At 68.8% G+C, this 21,334-nt stretch carries 21 protein-coding genes and 2 pseudogenes; 11 read left to right on the forward strand and 12 right to left on the reverse strand.

Annotated features, from left to right (window positions below; all coding sequences use genetic code 11):
- Positions 1–179: 179 nt before the first annotated feature.
- Positions 180–866, forward strand: a complete 687-nt coding sequence (gene pdxH, locus C6Y44_RS04990; protein ID WP_174247087.1) for a pyridoxamine 5'-phosphate oxidase — start codon at positions 180–182, stop codon at positions 864–866.
- Positions 863–2,131, forward strand: a complete 1,269-nt coding sequence (locus tag C6Y44_RS04995) for an MFS transporter (protein ID WP_159416588.1) — start codon at positions 863–865, stop codon at positions 2,129–2,131. The genes pdxH and C6Y44_RS04995 overlap by 4 nt, the downstream gene beginning before the upstream one ends.
- Here the strand turns inward: C6Y44_RS04995 and C6Y44_RS05000 are convergent.
- Together C6Y44_RS05000 and C6Y44_RS05005 are read right to left on the reverse strand one after the other, a co-directional pair.
- Positions 2,114–3,061, reverse strand: a complete 948-nt coding sequence (locus C6Y44_RS05000; RefSeq protein ID WP_192378706.1) for a serine hydrolase — start codon at positions 3,059–3,061, stop codon at positions 2,114–2,116. The genes C6Y44_RS04995 and C6Y44_RS05000 overlap by 18 nt on opposite strands.
- Positions 3,058–3,933 (reverse strand): annotated as a pseudogene (locus C6Y44_RS05005) (LysR family transcriptional regulator). The gene C6Y44_RS05000 and the pseudogene C6Y44_RS05005 overlap by 4 nt, the downstream one beginning before the upstream one ends.
- A gap of 167 nt (positions 3,934–4,100) precedes the next feature.
- Here C6Y44_RS05005 and bla point away from each other — a divergent pair.
- From bla to C6Y44_RS28065, 4 genes and pseudogenes are all read left to right on the forward strand, one after another.
- On the forward strand, positions 4,101–5,078 hold the full coding sequence (gene bla, locus C6Y44_RS05010; RefSeq protein WP_225623727.1) for a class A beta-lactamase: 978 nt from the start codon (positions 4,101–4,103) through the stop codon (positions 5,076–5,078).
- A gap of 270 nt (positions 5,079–5,348) precedes the next feature.
- On the forward strand, positions 5,349–6,647 hold the full coding sequence (locus C6Y44_RS05015; protein WP_016694482.1) for a citrate synthase: 1,299 nt from the start codon (positions 5,349–5,351) through the stop codon (positions 6,645–6,647).
- Between the two features lie 50 nt (positions 6,648–6,697).
- Positions 6,698–7,048 (forward strand): annotated as a pseudogene (locus C6Y44_RS28060) (FKBP-type peptidyl-prolyl cis-trans isomerase); the annotation flags it as partial.
- 6 nt (positions 7,049–7,054) lie between these two features.
- Positions 7,055–7,420, forward strand: coding sequence for an FKBP-type peptidyl-prolyl cis-trans isomerase (locus C6Y44_RS28065; protein WP_039958015.1), 366 nt, complete (start codon positions 7,055–7,057; stop codon positions 7,418–7,420).
- 70 nt (positions 7,421–7,490) lie between these two features.
- Here C6Y44_RS28065 and C6Y44_RS05025 read toward each other — a convergent pair whose 3' ends face one another.
- Positions 7,491–8,171, reverse strand: coding sequence for a TetR/AcrR family transcriptional regulator (locus C6Y44_RS05025; protein WP_159416586.1), 681 nt, complete (start codon positions 8,169–8,171; stop codon positions 7,491–7,493).
- A gap of 106 nt (positions 8,172–8,277) precedes the next feature.
- On the opposite strand from C6Y44_RS05025, the gene C6Y44_RS05030 reads away from it, so the two are divergent.
- The gene (locus tag C6Y44_RS05030; protein WP_192378707.1) at positions 8,278–10,077 is read left to right on the forward strand and encodes an acyl-CoA dehydrogenase; all 1,800 of its coding nucleotides are present in this window, start codon (positions 8,278–8,280) and stop codon (positions 10,075–10,077) included.
- On the opposite strand, the gene C6Y44_RS05035 is transcribed toward C6Y44_RS05030, so the two are convergent.
- Genes C6Y44_RS05035 through C6Y44_RS05050 form a run of 4 tightly spaced genes read right to left on the reverse strand, consistent with a single transcriptional unit; the run spans position 10,060 to position 12,421 of the window.
- Complete coding sequence (locus C6Y44_RS05035) at positions 10,060–10,572, reverse strand: hypothetical protein (RefSeq protein WP_192378708.1); 513 nt, start codon at positions 10,570–10,572, stop codon at positions 10,060–10,062. The genes C6Y44_RS05030 and C6Y44_RS05035 overlap by 18 nt on opposite strands.
- A 44-nt stretch (positions 10,573–10,616) precedes the next feature.
- Complete coding sequence (locus C6Y44_RS05040) at positions 10,617–11,108, reverse strand: CinA family protein (protein ID WP_120281564.1); 492 nt, start codon at positions 11,106–11,108, stop codon at positions 10,617–10,619.
- On the reverse strand, positions 11,098–11,874 hold the full coding sequence (locus tag C6Y44_RS05045; RefSeq protein ID WP_174246930.1) for a pyrimidine reductase family protein: 777 nt from the start codon (positions 11,872–11,874) through the stop codon (positions 11,098–11,100). Before C6Y44_RS05045 ends, C6Y44_RS05040 begins: the two co-directional genes overlap by 11 nt.
- Positions 11,875–11,911: 37 nt before the next feature.
- Complete coding sequence (locus C6Y44_RS05050) at positions 11,912–12,421, reverse strand: flavin reductase family protein (protein WP_120281566.1); 510 nt, start codon at positions 12,419–12,421, stop codon at positions 11,912–11,914.
- A 99-nt stretch (positions 12,422–12,520) separates the two neighbouring features.
- Here C6Y44_RS05050 and C6Y44_RS05055 point away from each other — a divergent pair, with 99 nt between their 5' ends.
- Genes C6Y44_RS05055 through C6Y44_RS05065 form a run of 3 tightly spaced genes read left to right on the forward strand, consistent with a single transcriptional unit; the run spans position 12,521 to position 14,312 of the window.
- Positions 12,521–13,651 (forward strand): YihY/virulence factor BrkB family protein, encoded by a 1,131-nt coding sequence (locus C6Y44_RS05055; protein ID WP_120281567.1) that lies wholly within the window; start codon positions 12,521–12,523, stop codon positions 13,649–13,651.
- Positions 13,648–14,073 carry a phage holin family protein gene (locus tag C6Y44_RS05060; RefSeq protein ID WP_060652009.1) on the forward strand — a complete coding sequence of 142 codons (426 nt, stop codon included), beginning with the start codon at positions 13,648–13,650 and terminating at the stop codon, positions 14,071–14,073. Before C6Y44_RS05055 ends, C6Y44_RS05060 begins: the two co-directional genes overlap by 4 nt.
- Positions 14,070–14,312, forward strand: coding sequence for a DUF3618 domain-containing protein (locus C6Y44_RS05065; RefSeq protein WP_120281568.1), 243 nt, complete (start codon positions 14,070–14,072; stop codon positions 14,310–14,312). Before C6Y44_RS05060 ends, C6Y44_RS05065 begins: the two co-directional genes overlap by 4 nt.
- A 69-nt stretch (positions 14,313–14,381) precedes the next feature.
- Here the strand turns inward: C6Y44_RS05065 and C6Y44_RS05070 are convergent, their stop codons facing one another.
- Entirely contained in the window at positions 14,382–16,274 is a 1,893-nt protein-coding gene (locus C6Y44_RS05070) for a propionyl-CoA synthetase (RefSeq protein ID WP_192378709.1), read from the reverse strand.
- Positions 16,275–16,405: 131 nt separating this feature from the next.
- Between C6Y44_RS05070 and C6Y44_RS05075 the strand changes: the two genes are divergently transcribed.
- On the forward strand, positions 16,406–17,080 hold the full coding sequence (locus C6Y44_RS05075) for a GOLPH3/VPS74 family protein (RefSeq protein ID WP_159416581.1): 675 nt from the start codon (positions 16,406–16,408) through the stop codon (positions 17,078–17,080).
- A 16-nt stretch (positions 17,081–17,096) separates the two neighbouring features.
- On the opposite strand, the gene C6Y44_RS05080 is transcribed toward C6Y44_RS05075, so the two are convergent.
- The 4 genes from C6Y44_RS05080 to C6Y44_RS05095 form a co-directional block, all read right to left on the reverse strand.
- The gene (locus tag C6Y44_RS05080; RefSeq protein WP_159416580.1) at positions 17,097–18,602 is read right to left on the reverse strand and encodes a carboxyl transferase domain-containing protein; all 1,506 of its coding nucleotides are present in this window, start codon (positions 18,600–18,602) and stop codon (positions 17,097–17,099) included.
- A gap of 118 nt (positions 18,603–18,720) precedes the next feature.
- Positions 18,721–19,914 (reverse strand): ABC transporter permease, encoded by a 1,194-nt coding sequence (locus C6Y44_RS05085; RefSeq protein WP_159416579.1) that lies wholly within the window; start codon positions 19,912–19,914, stop codon positions 18,721–18,723.
- Positions 19,911–20,801 (reverse strand): ABC transporter ATP-binding protein, encoded by an 891-nt coding sequence (locus C6Y44_RS05090; RefSeq protein ID WP_192378710.1) that lies wholly within the window; start codon positions 20,799–20,801, stop codon positions 19,911–19,913. The genes C6Y44_RS05085 and C6Y44_RS05090 overlap by 4 nt, the downstream gene beginning before the upstream one ends.
- Complete coding sequence (locus C6Y44_RS05095) at positions 20,798–21,334, reverse strand: hypothetical protein (RefSeq protein WP_159416577.1); 537 nt, start codon at positions 21,332–21,334, stop codon at positions 20,798–20,800. The genes C6Y44_RS05090 and C6Y44_RS05095 overlap by 4 nt, the downstream gene beginning before the upstream one ends.

The following is a 21,334-nucleotide window of genomic DNA, read 5'->3' on the forward strand; positions in this document are numbered from 1 at the left end:
TTGGGCTCTCCTCGTTCGAGCACGGCCCGGTCCGAGCCGCGCTGCCGGTGGAATGAGGTCACCGTCAGGTGTGATCGGCGCCCCACTCGGGTCGTCGTGAAAACTGTAGCGCCCGTGGTCCGGGCGTCGCCGCCCGGATGCCGGGAGTACCGTCGTCGTTCGTGCCGTCCGATTTCCCGTTGCCGCGCCCCGAGGGTGACGACCTCGCGCGTATGCGTGTCGACTACAGCCCTGCCGGGCCGACCGACGAGTCCCCGGCCGACCGCGATCTCACCCCCGGCGATGTCGCCGAGGGCTGGCTTCCGCTGGTGCGTACGTGGTTTGCGAACGCGGTCGCCACCGCGGTGCCCGAGCCGAACGCGATGGTGCTCGCAACCGTCGACGAGCACGGCCACCCGGCGACCCGCACCGTGCTGTGCAAGAAGATCGACGCCGACGGCCTGACCTTCTTCACCAACTTCGAGTCCGACAAGGGCCGCCATCTGGCCGGGCACCCCTATGCCTCGGCGACCTTCCTCTGGTTGCCCGTCTACCGGCAGGTGACCGTCCGCGGACCGGTCGTCCGCGTGTCCGACGAGGAGACCCTCGCGTACTGGCAGACGCGGCCGCGCGGATCCCGCCTGGGCGCATGGGCGTCGCAGCAGTCGCGTCCCGTGGCCGAACGCGCCGATCTCGAGCACGCCCTCGTCGAGGCCGCCGAGCGCTACGAGGTCGACGACGACATCCCGGTGCCGCCGTTCTGGGGCGGATTCCGCATCGTCCCCGAGTCGGTCGAGTTCTGGCAGGGCCGGCCCAACCGGTTGCACAACCGGATCCGGACCCGGCTGGTGGACGGTCGCTGGATCACCGAGCGTCTGCAACCGTGAGGCGGCTGCTCGCCGACACCACACCGCTGCGCAACAAGGACTACGCCCGGCTGTGGTGGGCCGGAATCGTCACCGTCATCGGTGCGCAGATGGCGGTCGTCGCCGTTCCTCAGCAGATCTACGAGATCACCCGCAACTCTGCCTATGTGGGGCTGACCGGTGTGTTCGGGCTCGTGCCGCTCGTGGTCTTCGGACTGTGGGGAGGGGCGCTCGCCGACGCGATGGACCGCCGCAAGTTGCTGCTCATCACCTCCACCGGTCTCGGCGTCACGTCCGTGTTGTTGTGGGTGCAGGCGGCGAGCGGGCTGAACAACGTGTGGGTGCTGTTGTGCCTGTTCTCGCTGCAACAGGCGTTCTTCGCGGTGAACCAGCCGACCCGCGCGGCGATCATCCCTCGGCTGCTGCCGGTAGGGCAGATCGCAGCCGCCACCTCGCTGAACATGACCGTCGTGCAGTTCGGCGCCATCGCGGGCCCGCTGTTCGCCGGGGCCCTCATACCCGTCGTGGGACTGTCCACCCTCTACCTGCTGGACGCGATCTTCCTGCTGGCCACGCTGTGGGCGGTGGTGCGACTCCCGGCGATTCCGCCGCTCGGCGAGGTCACCAAGGCCGGGCTGCGCGCGGTCTTCGACGGCTTCCGGTACCTGTCCGGCCAGAAGATTCTGCTGGCGTCGTTCGTCGTCGACATCGTCGCCATGGTGTTCGGGATGCCGCGTGCCCTGTTCCCGCAGATCGCCCACGAGTCGTTCGGCGATCCGGCGCAGGGCGGCTTCGCCCTCGGTCTGCTGTTCGCGGCGATGTCGGTCGGCGCGGTGGTCGGCGGCGTCTTCTCCGGATGGCTGCCGCGGGTGCAGCGCCAGGGTCTCGCCGTGATCGTGTGCATCGTCCTGTGGGGCGTGGCGATGGTCGGCTTCGGCGCCGCGGTGTGGTGGGCCGAGCCCGACGGCAGCGGTCTGCTGCTGTGGGTCGCCCTGTTCTTCCTGGCGTTCGGCGGGGCGGTCGACATGGTGTCCGCGGCCTTCCGCTCGACGATGCTGCAGACCGTCGCCACCGACGAGATGCGCGGCCGGTTGCAGGGCGTGTTCATCGTCGTCGTCGCGGGAGGACCGCGCATCGGCGACGTGCTCCACGGCGCCGCCGCGGCCGCGGCAGGAACCGCGGTCGCCGCGGCCGGCGGCGGCGTCCTCGTAATCGTCGGCACGCTCGTGTGCGTCGTCGCCTTCCCGGCCTTCGTCCGGTACCGGGTCTCACGCACTCTCGGATGACGGACCTGCGGAGTCGCCCGGCAGGGGAGCACGCAACTCCGTGACGGCGATGCGCGCGGCTTCACCGATCGCAGCGTCGACGACCGGCAGAACGGGATCCGCGCGGGCGGCGCGGGTGAACACCGCGATGGCGATCGGATACTCGCCGGGGAACTCGACGACCGCCACCTCGTTGCGGATGATGCCGATCGTGCCGGTCTTGCCTGCGATCGCGACCCCGCGATGCGGGAAGCCCGACGCGATGCGGTGCGGCCAGATCTGGGCGCGCATCACCTGCTGCGCGAAGGCGGTGCTCTCGGGCGAGAGCACCGAGCCCGACCACACGGCCTCGAGCAGCCGGGTCATCTCCTCCGGGGTGGTCGCGCTCGTGTAGGCCGGGTCGTACGCCGAGACGGTCCAGGCGGCGTCGATGTCGGTGAGCGCCCGGAACGCCTCGACGGTGGTGCGGGTGTCCGTCTCCTCGACGAGGCGCTGATAGACGTCCGCCGTGCCACCGATGATCCGGGTCCGTGTGAGTCCGAGGCGCGCGAGCAGTTCCTCGACAGCGGTCGTGCCGATCTCGCCGAGCAGCACGTCGGCCGCCGCGTTGTCGGACACCGTCATCATCGATGCGGCCACGTCGCGTCGGCTCATCGTCACCGGATCCCGGAAGCTCGCGATCCCGGTCGGGCCGGGGGTGCAGTCCGACGGCACGATCCGCAGCTGCCCGGATGCGTCGAGCCGGCCTGCGTCCACCTCCGCGCAGAACGCGAGGAACAGCGGAAGCTTGTACACCGCCGCGAGCACCACGCGTTCGTCCCCGCGCACCGACAGCATCGCCGCACGCGGATCCGAACACCGGCGGGCGTGCAGCCATCCCGTGCACCCGGCATCCGCGAACACCGCCCGGATCCGGTCGACCGCACTGTCTCGCCGTTCCCCGCCATTCACCGGACCCGTTCCTTGAACAGCACGCGGTCGAGGGTGTCGACGTGCGCACCGACGTCGGCGTCGGCACGCCGGACGATGCGCACCCGCAGGGCCAGCGCGCACGGAGCCCAGTCCAGCCAGGCCACGCCGGGCGCCGAGCCGGGTGGTGAGGTCGACATCCCGAAGTGGGTACCGGCGGCCACGGCGGCGAGCACCGCGCGGTCGTCCGCCGCCGGGGTGGTCTCGACATCGAGTCCTCGTTCGCGCAGCAGATCCTGCACCGCGTCGAAGGCCGCGGGGTTCCCCGTCCGCGGCGGCGCGGCGAACGTCAGGTCGGAGAGCATCGGCAACCGGGGCCGGTCGGAGCGGGCGCTGCGGTGGTCGTCCGGCACGACCAGCCATCGCCGGAGTTTGACCACCGGTCCGGCGTCGAGTCCTTCGGTCAGGGCCGGATGTTCGACGACGGCGAGATCGCACATGCCCGAGCGGACGGCGTCGACGAGTTCGACGGTGCTCGCGGAACGCGTCGACACCGTCGCCTCACCGCGTCTGCTCAGAGCGGTGACGCACAGAGTGACCAGACGGTCGGGCAGTGCGCGGGTGGCACCCCAGTGCAGAAGACCCCGGGCGCGGGCGACGCGTCCGGCCTCGGCGAGGAAACGATCGGCGTCGTCGACGAGGAGACGAGCGCGGGGGAGCAGCTCGGCTCCGGCGGGCGTGAGGACCGCTCCCTGCCTGGTGCGATGCACGAGTTCGGAACCGAGCTGTTGCTCGAGTTTCCGAAGTCCTTGTGACAGAGGAGGTTACGTCATGTCGAGCACCGCCGCGGCCCGGCCGAAGTGTCCTTCCTCCGCGACGGTGACGAAGAACCGGAGGTGGCGGATCAGGTCCATGGCAGGGGATTCAATCAGTACGGGCGGACGATTCGCCGACCCGGCGTGTCGCGCGGCCGGATCCCGTCCGTCGTTCCCGTCTTCAACAGCGGCGATAGTTTTTCCGACTCGTGCGGACGGCGGGTGGATATTGGCGGGACGATTCCCGTCGGTGGTGTCCTGTCGGCATGACACCCACCGATTCAATCCTCCGGAACAGATTGTCGCGCAGGGGTTTTCTCCACTCCGCCCTTGCCCTGTCCTCCGTCGCCGCAGCGGCGGCCTGCGGGTCGCAGGACGGTCCGGTCGACACGATCCCGTCGACGACGGCCGATTCGGTGCCCGACACACAGTTGCTCGCCGCCGGTGTCGACGAGCGTCTCCGGGAGATCGAGGACCGCTACGCCGTACGACTCGGTGTGGTCGCGCAGTCGCCGGTGACCGGGCGCGTCCACACCTACCGGGCCGACGAACGGTTCGCGATCTGTTCTCCGTTCAAGGTCTACGCCGCCGCCGCGATCCTGCGACTCGAGGCGGAAGGATCCCTCCGTCTCGACGAGACCCTCCCGATCGACCCGGAGGACATCGTCGTCAATTCGCCGGTGACCTCGGAACATCAGGGGCGCGTACTGCCGATCGACCGGCTGTGCGAGGCCGCACTCACCCGCAGCGACAACACCGCCGGAAACCTGATGCTCCAACGGATCGGCGGACCCGAGGCCGTCACCGCCTTCGCCCGTTCCGTCGGGGACGAGACCACCCGGCTCGATCGCTGGGAACCCGAACTCAACGAGGCGGCACGGGGCGACGAGCGCGACACCACCACCGCTGCCGGACTCGCTCGCGGCTTCCGAGAGGTGCTCCTCGGCCCGGGGCTGCCCGCTCCGCAACAGCGGACTCTGCTCGGCTGGATGCGCGCGACCACCACCTCGGACACCCGGATCCGCGGGGGATTGCCGCCGGGATGGACGTCGGCGGACAAGACGGGCGGGGGCAATCACGGGACGGTGAACGACGCCGGGGTGGTGTGGTCGCCGGACGGGCAACCGCTGCTGCTGGCGATCCTGTCGGACTCGACCACCGGTGACCCCGACGCGCCCCTCGAGGGCGCGCCCGTCGCGGAGACCACCGCCGTGCTGGTCGACGCACTCTTCGCCGTGCCGTGAGTACAGGGGCCGGCGTGGGGCACCGATACGCGCAGATCCCCGCGTAACGACCTTGGTGAGACCCGGGTAGTATTGCCGCAGGTTATCGGCGTGTGCCGGCCTTGCGGCGCAGTCGCGGAGGGTGCGGGCGAGCGTTCGGAACCCACATGGACGACATACCGATCGGGGACTTTCGGCGGACCCTGCCTCAGCGCATACCCCGCGCTACGGCTAGGTTCTACGTGAATGTCCGGAAGTTTCTCGTAGGTCTGAGCTTGAGAGGGATCCTTCGTGCCCGCTGAGAATGACACCAACCCCACCCTCAGCTACCCCGGTGGCGAACACACGATGTCGATCGCCAAGGCGACGGAAGGCAATGACGGTATCGAGCTGGGCAAGCTCCTCGCGGCGACCGGGTACACCACCCTCGACCCGGGTTTCGTCAACACCGCCTCCACGAAGTCGGCGATCACGTACATCGACGGCGAGAAGGGCATTCTGCGGTACCGCGGATACCCGATCGAGCAGCTCGCCGAGAAGTCGACGTTCATCGAGGTCAGCTACCTGCTGATCTACGGTGAGCTGCCGACTGCGGAGCAGCTCGAGGTCTTCACCGACAAGATCCGCCGCCACACCCTCCTGCACGAGGATCTCAAGCGGTTCTTCGACGGCTTCCCGCGCAATGCGCACCCGATGCCCGTCGTGTCGAGCGCGGTCAACGCTCTGTCGGCGTACTACCCCGACTCCCTCGATCCGGACGACTCCGAGCAGGTCGAGCTGTCGACGATCCGTCTGCTCGCCAAGCTGCCGACCATCGCGGCCTACGCCTACAAGAAGTCGGTCGGTCAGCCCTTCCTCTACCCCGACAACTCGCTGTCGCTGGTCGAGAACTTCCTGCGCATGACCTTCGGCTTCCCGGCCGAGCCCTACGAGATCGATCCCGAGATCGCTCAGGCGCTCGACATGCTGCTCATCCTGCACGCCGATCACGAGCAGAACTGCTCGACGTCGACGGTGCGCCTCGTCGGTTCCTCCGACGCCAACCTCTTCACGTCCATCTCGGGCGGCATCAACGCACTGTGGGGCCCGCTGCACGGCGGCGCCAACCAGGCCGTGCTCGAGATGCTCGACGGCATCCAGAAGTCCGACGGCGACGTCAAGGACTTCGTCCGCAAGGTCAAGAACAAGGAAGACGGCGTGAAGCTCATGGGCTTCGGACACCGCGTCTACCGTAACTACGACCCGCGGGCCGCGATCGTCAAGAAGACCGCCGACCGCATCCTCAAGAAGCTCGGTGCGGGCGACGAACTGCTCGAGATCGCCATGAAGCTCGAAGAGGCCGCCCTCACGGACGACTACTTCATCGAGCGCAAGTTGTACCCGAACGTCGACTTCTACACGGGCCTGATCTACCGTGCGATGGGCTTCCCGGACCGCATGTTCACCGTGCTGTTCGCCCTGGGTCGCCTGCCCGGCTGGATCGCGCACTGGCGTGAGATGCACTCGGACCCGACCCTGAAGATCGGCCGTCCGCGTCAGATCTACACCGGTTACACCGAGCGCCCGTACACGTCCCTCGAGGAGCGCTGAACCCTCGTAGCGACCGGAAAGATCGACCGAATCCCGACGAGGAGACACGCATGACAAAGCCCGAAATCGAGTTCCAGGAGGGTCCCGCCCCCACCCAGTTGGTCATCAAGGACCTGGTGGTCGGCGAAGGTGCCGAAGCGGAGCCCGGATCGAAGGTCGAAGTCCACTACGTCGGGGTCGAGTTCGATACCGGTGAAGAGTTCGACTCGTCGTGGAGCCGTGGTGAGTCCATCACCTTCCCGCTGTCCGGTCTGATCGCCGGCTGGCAGGAGGGCATCCCGGGCATGAAGGTCGGCGGCCGTCGCCAGCTGACCATCCCGCCGGAGCTCGCCTACGGTCCCGCCGGATCGGGCCACCGCCTGTCGGGCAAGACGCTCGTGTTCATCATCGACCTGCTCGCCGTGCAGGTGCCGCCGGAGGTTCCGACGGTCGAACCGGCCACCGGCCCGGCGCCCGCCGATCTCGTCATCGAGGACATCACCATCGGTGACGGCGACGAAGCGCAGCCCGGCGGCGTGGTCGACGTGCACTACCACGGCGTGGAGTACGACACCAACGATGTGTTCGACTCGTCGTTCGCTCGTGGCGACTCCGTCCGCTTCCCGCTCGGACGTCTGATCCCGGGCTGGCAGGAAGGCATTCCGGGCATGCGCGTCGGTGGACGCCGCAAGCTCACGGTGCCCCCGCAGCTCGCGTACGGACCGGCCGGTTCCGGGCATCCGCTCGGAGGCAAGACTCTGGTCTTCGTGATCGATCTGCTCGGCGTCGGATAACCGGACCCGCAACGACATCCGAGGCCCGCAATACCGGTGAGACCACCGGTGTTGCGGGCCTCGTCGTCGTTCAGTTCCGGGGCGCCCCGAGCATCGACAACGCGAGGTCGACATAGTTGCGGGCCAGATCGTCGACGTCCACGCGGCCGGGCCGGTACCAGCGGGCGACGTCGATCCCCAGCGACAGGATCGCCAGCGCTGCGGTGGGCACGTCGCCGACCCGGAACGCGCCACTGTCGACACCCGAGGAGATGACCTCCCGGACCACGGCGTCGGTGCGCCTGCGGATCTCCGCGATCTCGCGGTAGTGCTCCTCCGAGAGCGCGTGCAGTTCGTACTGCGCGACCCGGCAGGTCGTGTGGTGCACGGCGTGGATCCGCACGAAACGGTCGACGATGGCGCGGATCCGCTCGATCGGGTCGGTGGAACTCGCGGCGGCGCTCTCGACCTCCTCGAGGACGTGGTGGTGCCCGTTGCGGCCGGCCTCGAAGAGTACGGCCTCCTTGGACGGGAAGTGCACGTAGAGCGCCGCGGGGCTCAACCCTGCGCCGACGGAGATGTCGCGGGTGGTGGTCGCGTGATAGCCGCGGCGTGCGAAGGACTCCACCGCGGAGGCGACCAGCCGGCGCGCGACCTCGGATCCACCGCCTGGCAGCGCTGTGACAAGAGAGGCGTCGGGGGTCTGCTCGGGTGTGTCGGTCACGGGGTCCGTCCTGCGGGTCGCGGAGAAGGCGTCGTTGACATCATGCACCGTCGTTGGTCTACTGAGTGAGCGCTTAGTTCGCTCTTGCTCAGTTCGTTCCTGCTGAGTTCGTTCCTGCTACGGCCGATATCCGAGTCGCCCGAAAGGATCCTCGATGCCCTCTCCCGTACTGTCCCGCCGCGACCTGGACTTCCTCCTGTACGACTGGCTCGACATCGAGTCCCTCACCGCTCGGGACCGCTTCGCCGAGCACTCCCGGGAGACCTTCGACGCCGTGCTCGACCTGAGCGCCGACATCGCCACCAAGCACTTCGCGACCCACAACAAGAAGGGCGACGCCCAAGAACCCCGCATCGGTGAGGACGGTCGCGTCGAGATCATCCCCGAAGTCAAGGACGCGCTCGACCTGTTCTGCAAGGCAGGACTCCTCGCCGGCGGGTTCGACGAGGAGCACGGCGGCATGCAACTGCCGGTCACCGTGCAGCGCGCATCGATGGCGTGGTTCCAGGCCGCGAACGCCGGCACCTCGGCCTATCCCTTCCTCACCGCCGCCAACGCGAGCCTGCTGGTCACCCACGGCAGCGACGAGCAGATCGAGACCTTCGTGCCGCCGATGCTCGAAGGCCGCTTCTTCGGCACCATGTGCCTGTCCGAACCGCAGGCCGGTTCGTCGCTCGCCGACATCACCACCAGGGCCGTGCCCGCCGCCGACGGCACCTACCGGCTGACCGGCACCAAGATGTGGATCTCCGGCGGTGACCACGAACTCACCGAGAACATCGTCCACCTCGTCCTCGCCAAGATCCCCGGCGGACCGGACGGCGTGAAGGGCATCTCGCTGTTCATCGTCCCGAAGTTCCTCGTCGAGGCCGACGGCACGCTCGGCGAACGCAACGACGTTGCGCTCGTCGGCCTCAACCACAAGATGGGCAACCGCGGCACCACCAACACCCTGCTCAACTTCGGCGAGGGCGTCCACACCCCGGGCGGTGAGGCCGGCGCGGTCGGCTATCTGCTCGGTGAGGCGCACAAGGGCCTGTCGTACATGTTCCACATGATGAACGAGGCCCGGATCGGCGTCGGCTTCCTCGCCACCTCCCTCGGCTACGCCGGGTACCTGCAGTCGCTCGACTACGCCCGTACCCGCACGCAGGGCCGGCCGCTCGGCGCCAAGGATCCGGCCTCGCCGCAGGTGCCGCTCGTCGAACACGCCGATGTGCGACGAATGTTGTTGGCGCAGAAGTCCTATGTCGAGGGAGCGCTCGCGCTGGGGCTGTACTGCTCGAAGCTCGTCGACGTGCAGCGCACCGCCGAGAGCGACGACGAGAGCACCCGCGCCGGTCTGCTGCTGGACCTGCTCACTCCCATCGCGAAGTCCTGGCCGTCGCAGTGGTGCCTCGAGGCCAACAGCCTCGCGATCCAGGTGCTCGGCGGCTACGGCTACACCCGCGAGTTCGACGTCGAGCAGTTCTACCGCGACAACCGCCTCAACCCCATTCACGAAGGCACGCACGGTATCCAGGGTCTCGACCTGCTCGGCCGCAAGGTGATCATGCAGGGCGGTGCCGCTCTCGCGCTGCTCGGCGACGCGGTGGGAGAGACCATCACCCGGGCGACGCAGGCCGGGGGTGACGCCGCCGCCTACGCGGAGCAACTGGGCTCGGCCGTGGCGCGCGTCGCGGAAACGACCGCGACGTTGTGGTCCACCGGCGATTCCGCTGTGGCCCTGGCCAACTCGTCGGTCTACCTCGAAGCTGTCGGGCACGTGGTGGTGGCGTGGATGTGGCTCGAGCAGCTCCTCGCGGTGGGCGACCGCGAGGGCGACTTCTTCGATGGGAAGCGCGCCGCCGCGCGGTATTTCTTCCGCTTCGAACTGCCCAGGACCGGTCCGCAGTTCGATCTGCTCGCGAGTCTCGACCGCACGACCCTCGACGTGTCACCGTCGGTTCTGTAGCGACACCTTCCAGGCGACCGTCAACGACCCGCCGACCGGTAGCGCATGCCACCGGTCGGCGTGGTCGTCGAAGGTGTCCACGATCCGGTCGACCACCGGGGTGACGTCGTGCGCGGACACATATGCCGGAAGGCTCCGCGCCAGACCGCGCCGCACCTCCCAGGCGGGAACGGCGATGCGCGCCAGTGTCTCCGACCTGATCGTGTCGGCCTCCGCGCGCGGCGACATCGTCTGCTTCTTCGACCGGCGACGCCGTCCCGCGCGGGTCCGCTCCGCGTTGTCGACGGGCCAGAACATGCCGTTGTCGCCCGCGGCCAACTGCCCGAAGACACCGAGTTCGATACCCGCCTCCTTCTCGACCAGCAGGTGCACGAGGTCGTGGGGGAGATAGGGGTGACCGCCCGGGCCGTTGCGCGGAGCGAGCTCCGGACCGGTGTCGCGGTGCACCGCGATCTCGTACCCGATGCCGGGACCCTTCGTGAAGACGACGCGCATGCTCGTCACGTTAGGCCCCGGGTGTAGGAGATCGCATCCGATTTTCAGGCGGACGCACGCTCGACGAGCAACGACAAGGCGTGACGCACCGTCTTCGCGAGCACATCCTGGGGATCACCGTCGAAGCGCTGCTCCTCGCTGCGGGTGCCGTCCGGACCGGTCGTGGCGAAGCAGACCGTGCCGGGCGGCCGGCCGTCCTGTGGGTCGGGTCCACCGGCGCCGCTCACGGCGACGACGATGTCCGCGCCCAGGAGGCGGGAGGTGCTCTCCGCCATCGTGCGCGCCGCGCTCTCGCACACGACCGGGCCTTCCGCAACCTCGAGCAGGCCGTACTTGACCTCGCGCGAGTACGCGACGATGCCGCCGCGGAACCAGTCGGAGCTGCCCTTCGCGGCACCCAGGCGGGCTGCGAGCGTGCCCGCGGTGAGCGACTCCGCGCAGCCGAGTGTCAGCTCTTTGTCGGAGGCGAGCCGTGCCAGCTGCTCGATCAACTCGTCGGAGGTATCCGTCCCCTCCACCACGTCGTCATCGGCCATGCGTGTCTCCTTCCAGAGCATCGGGTCGCACCCAGCGGGTGAGCAGGGTGCCGTCGTCGTCGCACACCAGGTGCGCACGTCGCAGGGGTGTCAGAGCGGCGGTCGGCGAGTGCGCGATACGCGCGGCGTTACCGGCGGCCAGGACCGGAGCCCAGGTCAGGCACAGCTCGTCGACGACGCCATCCTCGATCAAGCGGCCGAACAGATTCGGTCCGCCCTCGCACAGCACCCGGAGCCAACCCGCCTCGCCGATCGCCGCGAGCAGGGAGGGCCCGTCGATCACCGCGTCGGCGATGACGCGGACGTCGCCTCCGGCGGCCTCCACCGCGCGCCGGGCGGTCTCGGGGGCCCGTGCGGTCGTGAAGACCACCGGTGGGATCGTCGTGTCGGTGAACAGACGCAGGTCGGACGGCAGGTCGCACGAGGCGGTCACCACCGCGACCGGCGGTATCGGAGAAAGTCCGGCCTCCTCGCGGCGCGCGCGCAGGGCCTCGCTGGTCCTCGCGCCGCCGTAGTTCTCGGCCCGCACGGTGCCCGCGCCCACAAGGATCACATCGGCGAGTTCGCGCAACAGCCCGAAGACCTTCTTGTCGGCGGGCGAGCCGAGGGCACCGGATCGTCCCTCGACCGCCACGGCTCCGTCGAGGGAGGACACGAAGTTGATCCGCATCCACGGCCGGGGCAGGTCGTCGGGGTAGGCGTAGAGAGCGCGCAGCGCCGTGTCGTCCACGTGCTGCGCCGCATCGGTGTCGTCGAGTCGTCGCATGTCGCCGATCAGACCACTCCCGCCCGCCGGATGCACGTCACGCGCCGTGCCCGGCGTCGAGATCGCCCACGGACTTGAAGGTCATGAGGCGGTCCAGGTCGCCGCGGAGCTCACCGCGCTCGGGTTCGAGGAGGAAGCCTCCGTGGTCGCCGGTCGTGAAGGTCTCGAGGATCCGGCCGACGAACCACGCGCGCGGACCGTCCAGCACAGGCAGTCCGTGGGGTCCCTCGCGCCATGAGCAGCGCTCGAACTTGTCGATGTCGTCGCCGGTGTGCTCGCCGAACAGGGCCGCCAGTTCGCGGTCGGCCGGGGTCAGGACGTGCACGGCGAGGTGCTTCGCCTTCGACGCCACCCGGTAGGTCCGGTTCTTGTTCGACAGCGCCACCAGGAAGCGGGCCGGATCGATCGCGGACTGGGTCGCGAAGCCGATCAGGCAACCGCTGCGTTCCTCACCGTCGAATGCGGTGACGATGAACATCGGGTAGTCGAGCTGCGAGGCGATGTCCGCGAAACCGTCGGCGGATCCTTCGAGTGGGGTGTCGGCCATGAGCGGAATCGTACGGCCGCTGCACTGCTCCGGCGGTGGGTTCGGCCGCGGCGCGGCTGTGAGTTTGGTCGGTGTGTGACATGGGGTACCCGCCGCAGTATGGACGCCGAGCACAAAGGTGACGGATCATCGGGTGCCACCCTCGCCCCCGATGACCCGCGCAAACCCGACTCTCCGACCGATCTGTCCACGCCGTCGTGGAAATATGTGCTGCGCAGGACGATTCGAGAGTTCAGTCGAGACCAGTGCACCGATCTCGCCGCCGCACTGACGTACTACGCCGTCCTGTCGTTGTTCCCCGCCCTGCTCGTCGTGGTCTCGTTGCTCGGCGTGTTCGGTCAGGGGCAGACGACGGTCGATACGGTGCTCGGCATGGTCGAGGACCTCGGACCGTCCTCCGCCGTCGACACCCTGCGAGGGCCGATCGAACAGCTCGTGTCTGCACCGACAGCCGGATTCGCCCTGGTCGTCGGTATTCTCGGCGCGTTGTGGTCCGCATCGGGATATGTCGGCGCGTTCGGCCGCGCCATGAACCGGATCTACGAGATCGAAGAGGGCCGGCCCGTCTGGAAGCTGCGCCCGTTGATGCTGCTGATCACTGCTGTGGCCCTGGTGGCCGCCGGTGCGACCGCCCTGATGCTCGTGATCAGCGGTCCGGTCGCACGCACGATCGGCGACGTCATCGGTCTCGGCGACACCGCCGTGACGGTGTGGAACATCGTCAAGTGGCCCGTGATGCTCGCACTGGTGGTCATGATCGTCGCGGTGCTGTACTACGCGACGCCCAACGTGTCCCAGCCGAAGTTCCGCTGGGTCAGTCTGGGATCGCTCATCGCGATCGTCGTGTGGATCGTGGCCTCGGTGGTATTCGCCTTCTACGTCTCGAATTTCGGCAGCTACAACAAGACCTACGGTTCACTCGCCGGCGCGGTGATCTTCCTGCTGTGGTTGTGGATCACCAATCTGGCCCTGTTGTTCGGTGCCGAGTTCGACGCCGAGATGGAGCGTGGCCGTCAGCTGCAGGCCGGTATGCCTGCCGAGAAGACACTGCAACTGCCCGAACGTGATTCGCGCGTCAGCGAGAAGAACGCCGCCAAGCTGGAAGAACTCGTCGAGCACGGGCGCAGGCTGCGTGAAGCCCACAGCACCGACAACCCCGACGGCTCCTCCGGAGAGGCGGCCGACCCCGTGGGCCCTACCGTGCCCACGACGGAAAGGAATCCGCGATGACGACACCCACCGGTAATGCACGCCCCGTGGCCGAACAACCGAAGAATCTGTCCACGGTCGAGCTCACCGAGCGACTCACCGAACAGGTCTCGACCCTGGTGCGGACCGAGGTCTCGCACGCGCTCGAGGAGGTCAAGTCCAAGGGCACCCGCATCGGTGTGGGCGTGGGGATCTCGGGTGCGGGAGCGATCCTGTTGTTCCTCGGTCTGGCGACGCTGATCGCGACGGCGGTGCTCGGCCTCGCCACCGCCGTCGAACCGTGGCTCGCGGCTCTGATCGTCGCGCTCGTGGTGCTCGCCGTCGGTGGCATCCTCGCCGCGGTCGGGGCCTCGAAGGCGAAGAACGCCGCACCGCCCGTGCCGGAACGCACGGTCGCCAGTGTCCGCGCCGACATCGACGCCGCGAAGGGAGCAACGAAGTGACCGCATCCGACAACGGTGGTCGTCCGGACGAGGTGGCCGACATCGAACGTCAACGGGCCGAACTCGCCGCGACCGTCGGCGAACTCACCGACAGACTCGACGTGCCCACCCGGGTCAAGCAGTCCGCGGCCGAACGCGCCGAGGAGGTCCGCAACCGGCCCGATCTGATCGCGGTGGCCGGAGGAGTCGTCGCGGCCGTGCTCGTGCTGGTGCTCGTGAGGCGCCGACGACGGAAGTGACCTGAATGCAATGCACTCGGCGGACGGAGACGAGGTCTCCGTCCGCCGATCCGTGCGGGTCGGGGTCGGTCAGCCGCCGAGCTGTTCCTTCAGCGCGTCGAGCACGGCGGGGTCCTCGATCGTCGACGGCACGGTGTACTCCTCGTGGTCGGCGATCTGCCGCATGGTCTTGCGGAGGATCTTGCCGGAGCGCGTCTTCGGCAGGGCCTGGACCACCGTCACGTCGCGGAAGGTCGCGACCGCACCGATCTGGTCGCGGACCATCGTGACGAGTTCCTGACGCAGGGTCTCGGGATCGATCTCCACACCGGCCTTGAGCACCACGTAACCCGACGGACGCTGGCCCTTCAGTTCGTCGCGGATGCCCACCACGGCGCATTCGGCGACGGCGGGATGCGACGCCACCACGGCCTCCATGCTGCCGGTCGAGAGCCGGTGCCCGGCAACGTTGATCACGTCGTCGGACCGGCCGAGGACGAAGACGTAGCCGTCCTCGTCGACGTAGCCCGAGTCGCCGGTGAGGTAGTAGCCGGGGAAGGTGTCGAGGTACGAGCGGCGATACCGGTCGTCGTCCTGCCACAGGCCGGCGAGCGTGCCCGGCGGCAGCGGCAGGCGGATGACGATGTTGCCCTCGGTGTTCGGATCGACGGGCTTGCCTTCTCCGTCGACGATCTCGACCCGGTATCCCGGCACGGGGACGGTGGGGGAGCCGGCCTTGAGCGGCATCGCCTCGAGGCCGCGCAGGTTGGCGGCGATCGCCCAGCCCGTCTCGGTCTGCCACCAGTGGTCGACGACCGGGCGGTCGAGCACCTTCGTCGCCCAGTGGTAGGTGTCGGGGTCGAGGCGCTCACCGGCGGCGAAGAGCGTCTGCAGCGAGTCGATGGGGTACTTCTTCAGTTCCTCGGCGTTCGGATCCGCCTTGCGCACAGCGCGAATCGCCGTGGGAGCGGTGAACAGGGCCTTGACGCCGTTCTCGGCGATGATCCGCCAGAACGCACCCGCATCGGGGGTGCCGACGGGCTTGCCCTCGTACATCACCGTCGTCGCTCCGACCAGCAGCGGGCCGTAGACGATGTAGGAGTGGCCGACCACCCAGCCCACATCGGAGGCGGTCCACCACACGTCGCCCGGATCGATGTCGTAGATGTTGCGCATCGACCACGTCAGGGCCACGGCGTGTCCACCGTTGTCGCGGACCACGCCCTTGGGCTTCCCGGTGGTGCCGGAGGTGTAGAGGATGTAGAGCGGGTCGGTCGCCGCGACCGTCACGGGCTCGGCAGGGGCTGCGTCGGCGCACAGCTCGTCCCAGTCGAACCACGCCGCCGAGGACGTCTGGTAATCGGCCGCCGAGCCGGGGATCTGCTCGCGGTTCTTCACGATCACGGTGTGCGGCGGGGTCGGAGACAGACCGATCGCCTGCTCGACGATCGGGAGGTACTCGACGGTGCGGCCGGGTTCGAGGCCACCGGAGGCCGTGACCAGCACGACCGGCGTGGCGTCGTCGATGCGGGTCGCGAGTTCCTTCGCGGCGAACCCGCCGAACACCACCGAGTGCACCGCCCCGATACGGGCGCAGGCGAGCATCGCGATCGCGGCCTCGGGGATCATCGGCATGTAGACGATCACGCGATCGCCGGCCGCCACACCCTGGTCGCGCAGCACACCGGCGAACTTCGTGACCTCGTCGAGCAGTTCGGCGTAGGTGTAGGTGCGCTTGGCCGGGACCATCGCCGAATCCCAGATCAGGGCCGGACGGTCGCCGTTCCCGGCGGCCACGTGTCGATCGAGTGCGTTGACGCTGGTGTTCAGGGTGCCGTCCGGGAACCACTTGTACGACGGTGCCGCCGAGTCGTCGAGGGCTCGCGTCGGCGCGCTCTCCCACTCGACCGCGCGGGCGGCCTCGAGCCAGAATCCCTCCGGATCCTCGGTGCTCCGGCGGAACGCCTCCTCGTACGAGCCCATCGTTCGTGTCCTTCCTCGACGGCGGTTGTGGCCCGAACCACTCTATGTGACCTGCAAGGGGGGTGGCTGCAGGTCTGCGTCGGACGGACACAACCACGCGACGAACGGACGAAGTGCCTACCCTGAGCCGCATGACCTCGATCGCGGAAGACCTGCTGCTCCTGCTTCTCGACGACGAATCGGGAAAGCCTCTCGTCGACGGAGTGAAGTTGCCCCGCGTCCTCGCGGGTGCGGTGCTCCTCGAACTCGCCCTCGACGACGTGGTGGCCGTCGACACGGAGGGCAAGCAGGTGAGGAAGGGGCGGATCGCGATACGCACCGCGGCGCGCCCCGCCGATCCGATCCTCGCCGAGGCGGTCGAGCGGCTCGGCTCGGGTAGGCCGCTGAAGCCGACGTCGGCCATCGAGAAACTGCAGAAGGGCCTGCGGGAGAAGTTTCTCGCGCGGGTCGTCGAGCAGGGTTGGGTCTCGGAGGAGCGCGGGAGGATCCTCGGTGTGTTCCCGACGAAGAAGTGGCTCGCGATCGATTCCACCCACGAGCAGCGCGTCCGAGAGCTGATCCGCGCGGCATTGATCGACGGCCTGACCCCGGAGCCACGCACCGCGGCGCTGATCGCGCTGCTGTCGGCGGCGGATGCGGCGCCGAAGGTGTTCCCGGACGCCGACAAGCGGGCGGTGAAGAAGCGGGCGAAGGAGATCGCGCAGGGCGAGTGGGCTGCCAAGGCGGTGCGCGACGCCGTCGCGTCCGTCAACGCGGCGATGACGACGGCCCTCATAGCCGGCGGAGCGGTCGCGGGTTCGAGCTGATCCGGATCGCGCCGGGTCAGCAGTGCACGCCGAGCTTCCGGTACCGCTCGATCCGTCGCCGGTAGCGGTCCTCGGCGGGTTCGTCGGTGAGGATCGCGAGTTCGCGGGCGACCGCGGCACCGATCCGCTTGACGAACGAGACGGGTTCCTCGGTGGCATCGGGATGCTCGGGGACGACCGCGTCGACGACACCGTTGCGCAGCAGGTCACGGGAGCGGATCCCCTGCTCCTGCGCCATGGCGGGTGCGTGAGTGGTATCGCGGTGCACGATCGCACTCGCGCCTTCGGGCGGGAGTGGCGCGAGCCAGCCGTGCTGCGCGCACAACACGCGGTCGGCGGGCAGCAGGGCGAGCGCGCCGCCGCCGGTGCCCTGACCGAGCAGCACCGACACCGTCGGGGTGGGCAGGGTGACGAGATCGGCGAGGCAGCGGGCGATCTCGGGTGCGAGCCCGCGCTCCTCGGCCTCCTTCGACAACGAGGCACCGAGGGTGTCGATGACGAGCACGAGCGGCAGGCGCAGTTCGTCGGCGAGACGCATCGCGCGGCGGGCCTCGCGCAGTGCTCCCGGCCCCATCGTGCGTTCGGGTGACTGTCCCGCGCGGTCCTGACCGAACATCACGCACGAGACGCCGCGGAACCGGGCGAGCGAGAGCAGGACGGTGCGATCGGACTCGCCCTCACCGGTCCCGGACAGAGGAACCTGCGCGGAGGCGGCGTGGCGCAGCAACTGCCGGATCCCGGGCCGTTCGGGGCGTCGGCTGAGCATCACCGACTGCCAGGCCGGGATGTCGGGCACGTCGTCGACGGCGGTGATCGCCGGACTCGACGTCACCTCCGGCCGGTTGCCCTCGACCAGCACGCGCAGCAACCGGTGCACGACCTGCCGCACACCGCCGAGGGGCACGACCCCGTCGATCACGCCCTTGCGGTACAGGTTCTCCGCCGTCTGGACGTCCTCGGGGAAGTTCTCCTGGTAGAGCGCCTTGTAGACGCGCGGGCCGAGGAAGCCCACGAGCGCACCCGGTTCGGCGGCGGTGACGTGCCCGAGCGACCCCCACGACGCGAACACCCCGCCCGTCGTCGGATTGCGCAGGTACACGAGATAACCGAGATGGGCGGCCTTGTGTGCAGCGACGGCGGCGGCGATCTTCACCATCTGCACGAAGGCGAGGGTGCCCTCCTGCATGCGGGTGCCACCCGAGGTGGGCGATGCGAGCAGGGGCAGTCCCTCGGCGGTCGCGCGTTCGACGGCGGTGACGATGCGTTCGGCGGCGGCGACGCCGATCGAGCCTGCGAGGAAGGAGAATTCGCACACGATCAGAGCGACCCGGCGGCCGTGGACGGTGCCCGAACCGGTGAGCACGGATTCGTCGACCCCGGACTTCTCGGCGGCCCTGTCCAGATCGGCGAGGTATTTCTCGCCCGCACCGACATCGATCGGCGGAACGTCCCAGGAGACGAAGCTTCCCGGGTCGAGCACCTTGTCGATGAACTCCTGCGCCGAGATCCTGCCACCGGCCACGTCGCCTCCACCTGTCTTCGTCCGTCGAGGTCAACCTATAACGGCGCGAACGAGGGGGAGGACATGTGCGCGTTCTTGCGACACACCGCACATATCCTTCCCCTCGTTGTGGGATCGGCTAACGGCCGAGCGCTTCCTTCCACGTGACCGTCCGGCCGATCCGCAGGATCGACCGCTGGTAGATGCGCGCGGCGATCACACTGAGCACCGCGATGGCGGCGACCATCAGCACGATGGTGCCGACGATCTGCACCGGGGTGGCCACGCCCGCGGCGATGCGCAGCGGCATGAGGATCGCCGAGAACGGCGGGATCCAACTCAGCGTGGTGCTCCATCCGGCTTCGGGGTCGTCGACCGACGAGAACGCCGCGAAGAACATCGCGAGGATCAGCATCACCAGCGGACCCGAGGTGGAGTTGACGTCCTCCTGCCGCGACACCATCGACCCCGCCGCCGCGTAGAGGACGGCGAAGAACGCGAAGCCGAGCACGAACCAGCCGAGGGTGCCGGCGAGCACGCCGAGGGCGGTGCCGGTGATCGTGAGGGTGTCGGTGGCGAGCGCCGTGCCGACGCCGACCGCACCGTAGGCCGTGAGCTGCAGGAGCCCGACCGCACCGATGCCGAGGATCTTGCCCCACAGCAGCTGCAGCGGACGCAGCGTGGACAGCAGCAGTTCGACGACGCGCGAGGACTTCTCCTCGACGACACCCATCGCCACGTACATGCCGAACATCAGGATCTGCATGTACAGCAGGATCACCGCGATGATCGAGAGGATGATGCGTTGTCCCTGTTCGGGATCCGGCGGGTCGAGGGCGTCGACCGTCACGGTCGCCGCGGACACGTCGGCCGCGACCGCGGCGGGATCGACGCCGCGGTCGGTCAGCGCGGCGATCTGGGCCTGCTGCACGACAGCTGCCTCGACGACCGCGCGGACGTCGGTGTCGAGCTCCGATTCGGTGATCGCCGTGACGGATGCTCCGTCGCCGGGGACGAGCGCGACGTCGAGATCGCCGGAGGACACCTGCTCGCGGGCGGTGGCGGCGTCGGGAACGTCGGAGACCTCGAGCGGAGTGCCGACGGTCTCGCCGAGCGACTCGATCGTCGTCTGCAGCGCGGGTGCGCCCACGACCCCGACGGTGGGCCGGTCGTCGTCGCCACCGGACAGGACCGAGGTGGCGACGATGCCGACGACGATCGCGACGAGGATGATCGCGTTGCTGATCAGGAAGCTCTTCTTCTGGACCTGCGTGACGAACTCGCGCGACGCGACGAGACCGACCGCGCGGGCGTTGCTCAACGGGGCGCTCATGCGGAAACCACCTCTCGGAACAGCTCGGTCAAGGACGGGCGTCGGAGCGAGAACTCGTGGACCGGGCCGGTCGCCAGGGCCGCCTTGAGGATCAGCTGGTCGTCGGCGCCGGGGGTGACGGTGAGCACGGTGCGCTCGTCCTCGTACTCGGCGTGCGTGACGCCCGGCAGACCGTGCGCCCAGCCTCGGGGTGCCTGCGGCGCGTGGACGACGAGGAGCGCGTCGCCCTTGGATCGCAGGTCGTCGACGGTGCCGACGGCGCGCATCCGACCCGCGCCGATGATGCCCACGCGGTCGCACAGGCGCTGGACCAGGTCGAGCTGGTGGCTCGAGAAGACCACCGGCACACCCTCTTTCGCTTTCTCGAGCAGGACGTCGCTCATGACGTCGACGGCCACCGGGTCGAGGCCGGAGAACGGCTCGTCGAGGACGAGGACCTTCGGGTCGTGCACGAGAGCCGCGGCGAGCTGTACGCGCTGCTGGTTGCCGAGCGACAGGGCGTCGACGGTGTCGCCGAGACGTTCGGCGATGCCGAGCCGCTCGGTCCACCGCTGCACCGCCTCCGACGCCTCCGACTTCGAAAGACCGTGCAGGCGAGCGAGATAGGACAGCTGCTTACCGACCTTCATCTTCGGATACAGGCCGCGTTCCTCGGGCATGTACCCGATGTTGCGGCGCATCTCGAGGTCGACCGGCTTCCCGTCGATGCGGACCTCGCCGGAGTCGGCGGCCAGGACGCCGAGGGTGATCCGCATGGTGGTGGTCTTGCCGGCGCCGTTGCTGCCGACGAAACCGAACAGCTCGCCGGGGCGGACCTCGAAACTCACGCCGTCGAGAGCGACCGTGTCGCCGTAGCGCTTCGAGAGATTGTCGATCGTCAGTGTCACAGCAGGTCCTCCGGATCGTCGTCGGGGCGGGTCCAGGCGAGCAGAACGGCGGGCAGGCAACCGCTGAACAGGATCGAGGCGAGAACGAATCCACCTGCGGAATAGGCGAGTGCCCGATGGTCGATCGAGTCGATCGCCGGGCTCCACAGCAACGCGAAGATCGGGATCATCAGCAGGCCCTGCGCCACGGACAGGCCGATCGAACGGGCGCTGTTGCGTTCGGCTATCTCGCGTTCGTCGAGGGCGTGGCGGGGCGCGTCGGACTGTCTCCCCGACACGATCTGCAGGCAGGTCCACGCGGGAAGGAACGCGAGAACGACCGGCAGCCACACCAGGGAGACCATGATCGTGAAGTACGACGCGACGGCGGTGACGAACATGGCGCCGATGAGTGCGACCACTGTGCCGGCGAGGATGCGACGGCGATGTTGCGTGCGCCAGTTCGGCAGCCACCCGGAGGTGAGCTTCTCGTTCTCGAGGAACCGGCGGGTGCGGTAGTGCTCGTAACGGTCGATCAGTGAGGCGGTGGACAC

It is taken from the genome of Rhodococcus rhodochrous (genome assembly GCF_014854695.1).
Classification (GTDB): domain Bacteria; phylum Actinomycetota; class Actinomycetes; order Mycobacteriales; family Mycobacteriaceae; genus Rhodococcus.